The sequence below is a fragment of the Candidatus Amarolinea dominans genome (genome assembly GCF_016704685.1).
In the GTDB taxonomy this organism is placed as follows: domain Bacteria; phylum Chloroflexota; class Anaerolineae; order SSC4; family Amarolineaceae; genus Amarolinea; species Amarolinea dominans.
On record NZ_JADIZS010000052.1, the window covers coordinates 21,108 to 29,537 of the forward strand.

Genomic DNA, 8,430 nt, shown 5'->3' on the forward strand with positions numbered 1-8,430 from the left:
CGCGAGGAGGCTTTTTGACACTATACAAGGATGGATGCCAACCCTGCTGTAACCTTCGTGGGATTCAAGCGGCAGAGTTCTCAACCATCTAACCTGAAAATAGCCTTGTAGCGCAATCCTCCGGATTGCAGCGCCCACAGAGGCAAGCAGCCGGCTTGCGCACCATTTTCGTTCACGGTTGTGCCCGCGGGCATGGATAACTTACTTGACAACTTGACCTGAAACGGGTAAGGTAGTCTGTGATAAGATGTAACGAACGAGGATTTGAGTTTTCCTATGTTGATTGATCAGGCACGAATCTGCGTCACGGCAGGCGACGGCGGCAACGGCTGCGTGGCCTTTCGGCGCGAAAAGTTTGTCCGTTTTGGCGGACCGTATGGCGGTAACGGCGGCAAGGGTGGCGATGTCTACCTGGTCGCGACGCGCAACGTCAACACCCTGCTGGCTTTCAGGCACCAACTGCATTTTCGTGCCGACCGCGGCGGGCATGGCGGCGGCAAAGGCAAGACCGGCGCGCAGGCCGCTGACATCGAGGTTCAAGTGCCGTTGGGCACCCTGGCCTTCGACGATGCCAGCGGTCGCCTGCTGGCCGACCTGGTGCAGGACGGGCAAAAGGCGCTGGTGGCCCGGGCAGGGCGCGGGGGACGCGGCAACATGGCGTTCAAGACCGCGCTCAACCAGGCGCCGCGCATCGCCGAGAAGGGCGAGCCGGGCGAAGTGCTGTGGCTGCGCCTGGAGTTGAAGCTCATGGCCGATGTGGGCATCGTCGGTGTGCCAAACGCCGGTAAGTCCACCCTACTCAGCGTGATTAGCCACGCCCGGCCAAAAATCGCCGACTACCCATTCACCACCGTGGAGCCAAGCCTGGGCGCGGTCCTCGTGGATGATCGTGACTTTGTGGCGGCCGACATTCCCGGCCTGATCGAAGGTGCGCATACAGGCGTGGGCCTGGGGCATCAGTTCCTGCGCCATGTGGAGCGCTGCCGGGTGCTCATCCATCTGCTCAATGGCCTCAGCCCGGATCCAATCGGCGATTACGTGGTCATCAACCAGGAATTGGAGCTATTCAATCCGACCCTGGCCACAAAACCCCAGATCGTCGTCTTCAACAAGATGGACCTGCCCGATGTGCGCGCACGCTGGCCTGCGTTGCAGGCGGAGTTGCGCCAGATGCAGGTGGAGGCCTGGCCCATTTCGGCCGCCACCGGCGAACAAGTCGAGACGTTATTGCGCCAGGTGGTGATCATGCTCGATGCGCTGCCGGCCGCGGAACCGGTGCAGGCTGATAGCGCCATCTTCAAACCGCCGGTCAGTGAAAAGGAATTCAGTGTCGAACGCGAAACGGACGGCGCCTGGCGGGTGCGCGGTGTTGCCATTGAACGTGCAGTCGCCATGACCCATTGGGACTACTACGAAGCCATCATGCGCTTCCAGCGCATCCTCGCGGCGCTCGGCATCACCGATGCGTTACGTGACCAGGGAGTACACGAGGGCGATACTGTGCGCATCGGTAACACGGAATTGACCTGGGAAGACGCCTGGTAGTTGGTCGCGCAGAGGACACCACAATGCTTGAACGCCGGGATTTAACAGCAGGGCAAACACCCAACACGCATCTGGTTGGCCTACTCAGGGACGTATCCTTTTTCACGGCCCTCGACGAAAACACGTTGCAGCAACTGGCCTGTGTGGCGCACCGTTTGACTTATGCGCCTGGCGAGATGATCTTTCTTGAAGGCGAACCCTGCGCCGGACTTTACATACTCGATCGCGGTCGCTGCAAGATCTTCAAGACCTCGATCGAGGGCCGCGAACAGACCCTGCAAGTCGTGCTGCCGGGTAACTTCTTCAATCATGTGGCTGCCCTGGATGGTGGCCCGAACGCGGCCAACGCGGTCGCGCTCGATGATGTGGTGACCTGGGCGATGGCGCGTGAAGATATCAAGGCTCTGGCGTTTCAATATCCGGCGTTGGGTTGGGTGTTGTTAGAACATGTCGCCCATCTCGCGCGCTTCCTGGTCGGCATTGTGGAGGACCTGGGGCTGCGCCCGGTCAAAGCCCGCCTGGCCAAGCTCCTGTTGGAAGAAGCTGAGCGCAGCCAGCAGGGGGAACTGGACCGCGATCTCCTGCTGACGCAGCAGGAGATCGCGGCTCGCCTGGGCACGGTGCGCGAGATGGTCGGTCGCGCGCTGCGTACCCTGATGGATGACGGCGCGATCCAGATCGAGCGACACCGCATCGTGATTGTGGATCGAGAGATGCTGAAACAACTGGCGATGTTGTAGCTACAAACCAGAAGCCCGTTTCCTGCGAGGAAACGGGCTTCTGATCGGCTTATTCGAAGATCCAGCGGTCGTTGGCACGGCCATACGCGGCCAGTTCGTCAGGGCCGAACCAGAGGGCGATCTCGGCCGCGGCGGTCTCCGGCCCGTCTGAGCCATGCACCAGGTTGCGCCCGATTTCCAGGCCAAAGTCGGCGCGGATCGTGCCCGGTTCGGCGTTGACCGGGTTGGTGGCGCCCGTTGTCTTGCGCGCCACCTCGATAGCGCGCCTCGCCTCCAGAACCATCACGACGACCGGCCCGGAGGTGATGTATTCGATCAGGCCGGCGAAGAACGGCTTGCCCTCATGCACCGCATAATGCTGACGGGCCAGGGCCTCGCTCACCTGCATCAGCTTGAGTCCGACGATTTTCAGCCCGCGCTGTTCGAAGCGGCCGATGATGGGGCCGACCAATCCCCTCTGCACGCCATCTGGCTTGATGATAATCAAAGTACGTTCCACGACAAACATCCTCTCTTGTTGGTTTTACTCCTGGTGCGGCCGCTGCGATCGTCATTGACCCCCGACCCCCGGCCGCGTTGCCAGCGTATGGTAGCCATGCATGCCTGTTTAGGCAAATTCGCTTGACTTGGAGTTTTGCCCGTAGTCATGCTATACTTGCCGTTGCCTCCTCGGTGTCAATCTCTCATCTTCTCACGATTGCAGTCCCGCGACACCGATGAACGGCGGTCGTCTGACCGACTGCTGAGAACGCACGAGACAACAGAAGAACAGGAAAAAGGAAACGAACGATGCTCAACCTCGCTCATATTCTGGAGTTCAACCTGGGGCGCAACCCCGACAATCTGGCGATTATCTTCAATGACCGCAAGATGACCTACCGGGAATTGAACGGCGCCGCCACCAAATTTGCTGACGGACTGCGCCAGCTCGGCATCAATCCGGGTGACAAGGTCGCCCTGATGATGCCCAATGTCCCCTACTTCCCCATCGCCTATTATGGCATCCTCAAAGCCGGCGCCACCGTGGTGCCCTTCAATGTGCTCTTCAAGGGTCGTGAAGTGGCCTATCACCTCAAGGATAGTGATGCCGTCGCCCTGGTCGGTTTCGAGATGTTTACCCAGCCTGCGTATGAAGGTTTCCAGGCTGTGGATTCCTGCAAGAACCTGATCATCGCCACCGCCGACCCGATGGGGCCTCTGCCGGTGACCGGTGACGGCATCAAGCATTTTTCCCACGTCATCGCCAGCGGCTCGCCCACATTCGACACCGTGCAGACCATGCCTGATGACACCGCGGTCATCCTGTACACATCAGGCACGACCGGCCAGCCGAAGGGCGCCGAACTGACGCACGCCAATCTCTTCTTGAACGCGTGGATCAGCCAGCAACTCCTGGGCTGGCGCCCCAATGATGTCTTCCTGGCCACCCTGCCCCTGTTCCATTCGTTCGGCCAGACCGTCATCATGAACAATGCCATCATGGGTGGCGCGGCCATCACCCTGCTGCCACGCTTCGACCCGGCCGCCACGCTGGGCATCATGCAACGCGACAACGTGACGGTCTTCGCCGGCGTGCCCACCATGTACTGGGCGCTGCTCGCCTACCCCAAGGCGTCCGACTTCGACCTGGAAAAGATCAAGAGCAGCCTGCGCATTGCGGTCTCCGGCGGCGCGGCCCTGCCGGTGGAGGTTCTCAAGGGCTTCGAGGGCAAGTACCAGGTGCCGATTCTGGAAGGCTACGGTCTGTCAGAGACATCGCCGGTGGCTTGCTTCAACCATGCCGATCGCCCGCGTAAGGTGGGTTCCATCGGCAATCCGGTGTGGGGCACCTGGATGCGCATTGTGGACATCGAAGACAAGCCCGTTGCAGCCGGTTCGGTGGGTGAGGTGGTCATTCGCGGTCACCATGTCATGCGCGGCTATTACAAGCGCCCCGAAGCCACGGCGCAGACGATTCGCAATGGCTGGTTCCACAGCGGCGACCTGGGCCGCATGGACGACGAGGGTTACTATTACATTGTGGATCGCCTGAAGGAGATGATCATCCGCGGTGGGTTCAACGTTTACCCGCGCGAGATCGAGGAGTATCTGCTGACCCATCCGAAGGTTTCCCTGGTGGCTGTGGTTGGCGTGCCGGACGAACGCCTGGGCGAAGAAGTCAAGGCTTACGTCGTGCTCAAAGAAGGCCAAAGCGCCACCGCGGAGGAGATCATCGAGTTTGCCAAGATCGGACTGGCCGACTACAAGTATCCGCGTCAGATCGAATTCCGCACCGCCTTCCCCATGACCGCCACGGGCAAGATTCTCAAGCGCGAGCTGATTGAGTCCTGATCTAAAAATGTCTCCACGCAGGCCGGGCGACTGCAAGTCGCCCGGCCTGCGCGGGCTGTGCCCCAGGACTGAAATGCCCCTCCCCGCGGCGCCACAGGGGTAGGCGCCAGCGCTCTTCGCCGGGAAAGCGCAGGGAACCTACGGCGCCGATCTGCCGTCCCATGAGTGCAAACCGGTATGTGCAGGTACACGGTGCAGTCTGCCATGCCTGTGACGGGGAGGAGGGAAGAGATGAATGCGAAAACAGAGAGATTCAAGCAGACCCCGCCGGCGTCCTCAGGACGGCCGGTCGCCCGCAGGAGCCAGCGCTGGGCCTTGTGGGCCAGTCTGCTGCTGGCGCTGCTCAGCCTGACCGGCTGCAGCAATCTGCGTGACATCTGGGGCCGGCGCGCAACGCCCACCGTGCAGCCGACCGCAACAGCTGTGCCATTGATCCTGGTTGAACCGGACGCTGGCGCGCCCGGCGCAGTCATTACCCTGCGCGGCGAGCGCTGGCGGCCGGGTGACACGATCTTCATTCGTCTGCAAAATCCGCTGGCGGACCAGGGCGGCATCCCCGACAGGGCGATGGCCGTCGCCACGGTGCAGGACGATGGACGCTTCCTGGCCGGCTTCACCTTTCCCGACGAAGTGCCCTGGAACGGCCTGCCCAGCGTGCTGATCGTGACGCAATCGCAGGCCACCGGCGAGCGCGTCTCGATGGTGTGGCGCGTACAGGCGGCTGATGCTTCCGCGACGCCGACGATAACGTCCACCCCGACCGGCCTTCCGCCCCTGGTAACCGCAACCCTGACGCCCACGGCTACGCCCTGGGTGATTACGGCCACCCCGACGCCCTGGGTCATCACCGCCACGCCGACGCCGACTGCGGCGCCGGTCACGGCCACCTCCACACCGCTGCCGGCCACGGCGACGACCACCCCGCCGCCGGCCACCAGCACCGCGACCCCCATCCCGCCCTCGCCCACGGTTGGGCCGTCCTACTGGCGCGGGGAGTATTACACCAACCGGGACCTGATGGACAACCCGGTCCTGGTGCGCAACGATGCCAGCATCAACTTCAACTGGGGCAGCGGCGCCATTGCACCGGGCCTGCCGGCGGACAATTTCTCCGTGCGCTGGACGCGCAGTCTCGATTTCACTGCCGGCGTCTATCGTTTCCACATGACCGTAGATGACGGCGCGCGCCTGTTCGTGGACGGCGCGCTGCTCATCAACGAATGGCGCGACGGCAGCCGCCGTGAACTGACCGTGGATCATGCCCTGGCCACGGGCAACCACGCGCTGCGCGTCGAATACTACGAGGCCACGGGCGAGGCCCTCATCGTCCTGTGGTGGGAAGCGCGGCCGGCCGTCACCAGCACACCGCCGCCCACCGCCACGCCCACGCGGCGTCCCAGCGCCACGCCCACGCGGCGTCCCAGCGCCACACCGACGCGGCGGCCCAGCGCCACTCCCACGCGCACACGCACACCAACCCCACGCCCCCTGCCCACCACCACCGCCGAGATGCGGCCCACCGAGACCCCCACGCCCACCGCGCTGCCCCTACCGACGGACACGCTCACGCCGCTGCCCAGCGCCACCGTGCTGCCCCTACCGACGGACACGCCCACGCCGCTGCGGCCGACGGATACGCCGACCCCGCTGCCAACAGATACGCCCACGCCGCTGCGGCCGACGGACACGCCGACCCCGCTGTCGCCAACAGATACACCCACGCCGCTGCGGCCGACGGACACGCCGACCCCGCTGCCAACAGATACGCCCACGCCGCTGCGGCCGACGGACACGCCGACCCCGCTGCCAACAGATACGCCCACGTCGCTGCCGACCACCGAGACGCCTACGCCGACGGCAACCCAGGCGCCCACCGAGACGCCGACCCCGCTGCCGCCGACGGATACGCCCACGCCTGGTGCGCCAACCCGCACGCCGACCAGGCGTCCTCCCACGGCCACGCGCACCGCGACGCCAACCGCCACGCCGGTGCTCGCAGCGCCGGCCCTTTTCAATGAGCTGTTGACCGCGCCGCGACGGGTAGATTGGAATCACGATCGGCGCATCAACGACCAGGATGAGTGGATCGAGCTGTTCAACCCCGGCGCGACTGAGGTCAATCTCAGCGGCTGGCACCTGGACACGGGACGTAACAGCACCCGTTACCGTTTTGCGGGCGCGTTTCGCATTCCGGCCGGCGGCTATCTCGTGCTGTTCCGCCGGTCAACGCGGCTGGCGTTGAACGATCGCGGCGGCACACTGCGGCTGCTGCGGCCTGATCTCAGCGTGGCTGCCAGCATCAACTTCCCCGCGCTCGGCCCAGATGCCAGCTACAGCCGGGACGACGCCGGCGCCTGGCATGGCGACTGGGCGCCTTCGCCGCGCCAGGCCAACAGCCCGGGCCTTCCCACGCCGCCCCCGGTCATCACCACCATGCCGGAGCGGCGTTAGCCGGACGCGGCAAGACGGTTGTCAGGAATCAAGTCAACATGGTACAATCGAGTCCCATCCGATTTCGATGTCGCGTTTGAAAGGTACACTTGATGAGCGAGTTGATCTTGTCCATTAGTATCGAGCCGTTAGAAGAAGGCGGTTATCTCGCAACCAGCGATGATCTACAGGGACTGATTGCCCAGGGCCGCACGATGGCGGAAACCCTGGAAATCGCGCAGGATGTGGCGCGCAAGTTGATCGAGTCTTATCTGGAGCACGGGGATTCGTTGCCTCCGAAGGTCGCCGCCGCACTTCGCCAAACGCAGCGCCGAACGGTGTGACAAGGATCGGCGGTTTCTTGGGCACGCTCATCTGCCTGGAGTCGCGTGTTCGACCGCCAGCAGGAATCACGCACCCAGAGGACTCATGGCGCACCATGGTACCAACCATCCCGGGAGTTGGAGGAAAGCGCCACTGGATGGACGATCTGGCATGCACCCGTCAGAAGACCATCTTACGGAGATGATTCCGAGGCTGGAGACGCCAGCCTCGGCATCAAGCGCCAAGCGGTGGATATGGTCAGCCACGCGTCCGCCGGCGCCCCATACGGCCGGAACTTCTCCAGGCGTCCTTCATCCTCGCTGTAGAATAAGGCGCGATAGGGGCCGAGCTTGCCGGCGGCCGGGGTGTCGAGCAGGGCGGACGAGTCCTCAGTGCTCATCTGGAAGGCCACGCGCAGGCCGAACTCGCGCAGGATGCGGCGATCGAGCGTGCGGTTGAGATTCGTCATCGTATCGCACCAGACCAACGTGTGGATGCCCACGTCCGGGCCTTCGCGCAGGATCGTGGCGAACTGCTGCGCGGGGCTGGCCGCGGCCGGCGGCGCGTCGAACGAGGCGAAGCTGCCGAGACCTTCATCCTGGCGCAGGTCACGCGCACGTTGCAGGCCGTGGACAAACAGGAAGCGCGGCCGGCCGGGCGTGGCCTCATCCTCCATGCGCCGTGTGACCTCGGCGGCCAGCTCGTCCAGCAGCGCGGGCAGTTGACGGCGCTTGCCGAGCGTGATTGGCCGCGGCAGCCGGGCCGCCATCCGCGTGTAGAAGTCAGCGTTGGCCTCGTCGGCCTGGCTGAAGTCCAGCAGGGTGATGGCCGCGGCATCGCCGGTCGGCGCCTGGGCGGCCAACGCCATCAGGGCCGCGCTGAACAGGCCGAACGCCGCTTCTTCGTTTTGACCGACGATCAACAGGTTGGCGCCGGCCTGCTTGCGAAAGCTGGCGGCCAGCGGGTCGCGGATGGCAATCGGGTCGCCCAGCCAGGCCAGCGGCGCTTTGGCGTCCAGCGGTTTACCGGCGAGCAGTCCGGCGAGCGCCGCATTCTTTTC

6 protein-coding genes and 1 pseudogene are annotated in these 8,430 nt (G+C 64.0%); 5 read left to right on the forward strand and 2 right to left on the reverse strand.

The window, feature by feature from the left end; genetic code table 11:
* The first annotated feature begins 276 nt into the window (after positions 1-276).
* Together obgE and IPF85_RS22970 are read left to right on the forward strand one after the other, a co-directional pair.
* Entirely contained in the window at positions 277-1,545 is a 1,269-nt protein-coding gene (gene obgE, locus IPF85_RS22965; RefSeq protein WP_343410381.1) for a GTPase ObgE, read from the forward strand.
* A 23-nt stretch (positions 1,546-1,568) separates the two neighbouring features.
* Positions 1,569-2,285 carry a Crp/Fnr family transcriptional regulator gene (locus IPF85_RS22970; RefSeq protein ID WP_343410382.1) on the forward strand — a complete coding sequence of 239 codons (717 nt, stop codon included), beginning with the start codon at positions 1,569-1,571 and terminating at the stop codon, positions 2,283-2,285.
* Between the two features lie 49 nt (positions 2,286-2,334).
* Here IPF85_RS22970 and ndk read toward each other — a convergent pair whose 3' ends face one another.
* Positions 2,335-2,784 (reverse strand): nucleoside-diphosphate kinase, encoded by a 450-nt coding sequence (gene ndk, locus IPF85_RS22975; protein ID WP_343410383.1) that lies wholly within the window; start codon positions 2,782-2,784, stop codon positions 2,335-2,337.
* 290 nt (positions 2,785-3,074) lie between these two features.
* Between ndk and IPF85_RS22980 the strand changes: the two genes are divergently transcribed.
* From IPF85_RS22980 to IPF85_RS22990, 3 genes are all read left to right on the forward strand, one after another.
* Positions 3,075-4,616 (forward strand): long-chain fatty acid--CoA ligase, encoded by a 1,542-nt coding sequence (locus IPF85_RS22980; RefSeq protein WP_343410384.1) that lies wholly within the window; start codon positions 3,075-3,077, stop codon positions 4,614-4,616.
* Between the two features lie 231 nt (positions 4,617-4,847).
* Entirely contained in the window at positions 4,848-7,067 is a 2,220-nt protein-coding gene (locus IPF85_RS22985; RefSeq protein ID WP_343410385.1) for a PA14 domain-containing protein, read from the forward strand.
* Positions 7,068-7,159: 92 nt separating this feature from the next.
* A complete protein-coding gene (locus IPF85_RS22990; protein WP_343410386.1) occupies positions 7,160-7,390 on the forward strand; it encodes a type II toxin-antitoxin system HicB family antitoxin in 231 nt (76 codons plus the stop codon).
* A 173-nt stretch (positions 7,391-7,563) separates the two neighbouring features.
* Here the strand turns inward: IPF85_RS22990 and IPF85_RS22995 are convergent.
* Positions 7,564-8,430, reverse strand: a pseudogene (locus tag IPF85_RS22995) (cell division protein FtsK); the annotation flags it as partial.

Bases quoted from the DNA above. Each gene is read 5' to 3' on its own strand.
- obgE (WP_343410381.1), top strand. From the start codon at position 277: ATGTTGATTGATCAGGCACGAATCTGCGTCACGGCAGGCGACGGCGGC.
- IPF85_RS22970 (WP_343410382.1), top strand. From the start codon at position 1,569: ATGCTTGAACGCCGGGATTTAACAGCAGGGCAAACACCCAACACGCAT.
- IPF85_RS22980 (WP_343410384.1), top strand. From the start codon at position 3,075: ATGCTCAACCTCGCTCATATTCTGGAGTTCAACCTGGGGCGCAACCCC.
- IPF85_RS22985 (WP_343410385.1), top strand. From the start codon at position 4,848: ATGAATGCGAAAACAGAGAGATTCAAGCAGACCCCGCCGGCGTCCTCA.
- IPF85_RS22990 (WP_343410386.1), top strand. From the start codon at position 7,160: ATGAGCGAGTTGATCTTGTCCATTAGTATCGAGCCGTTAGAAGAAGGC.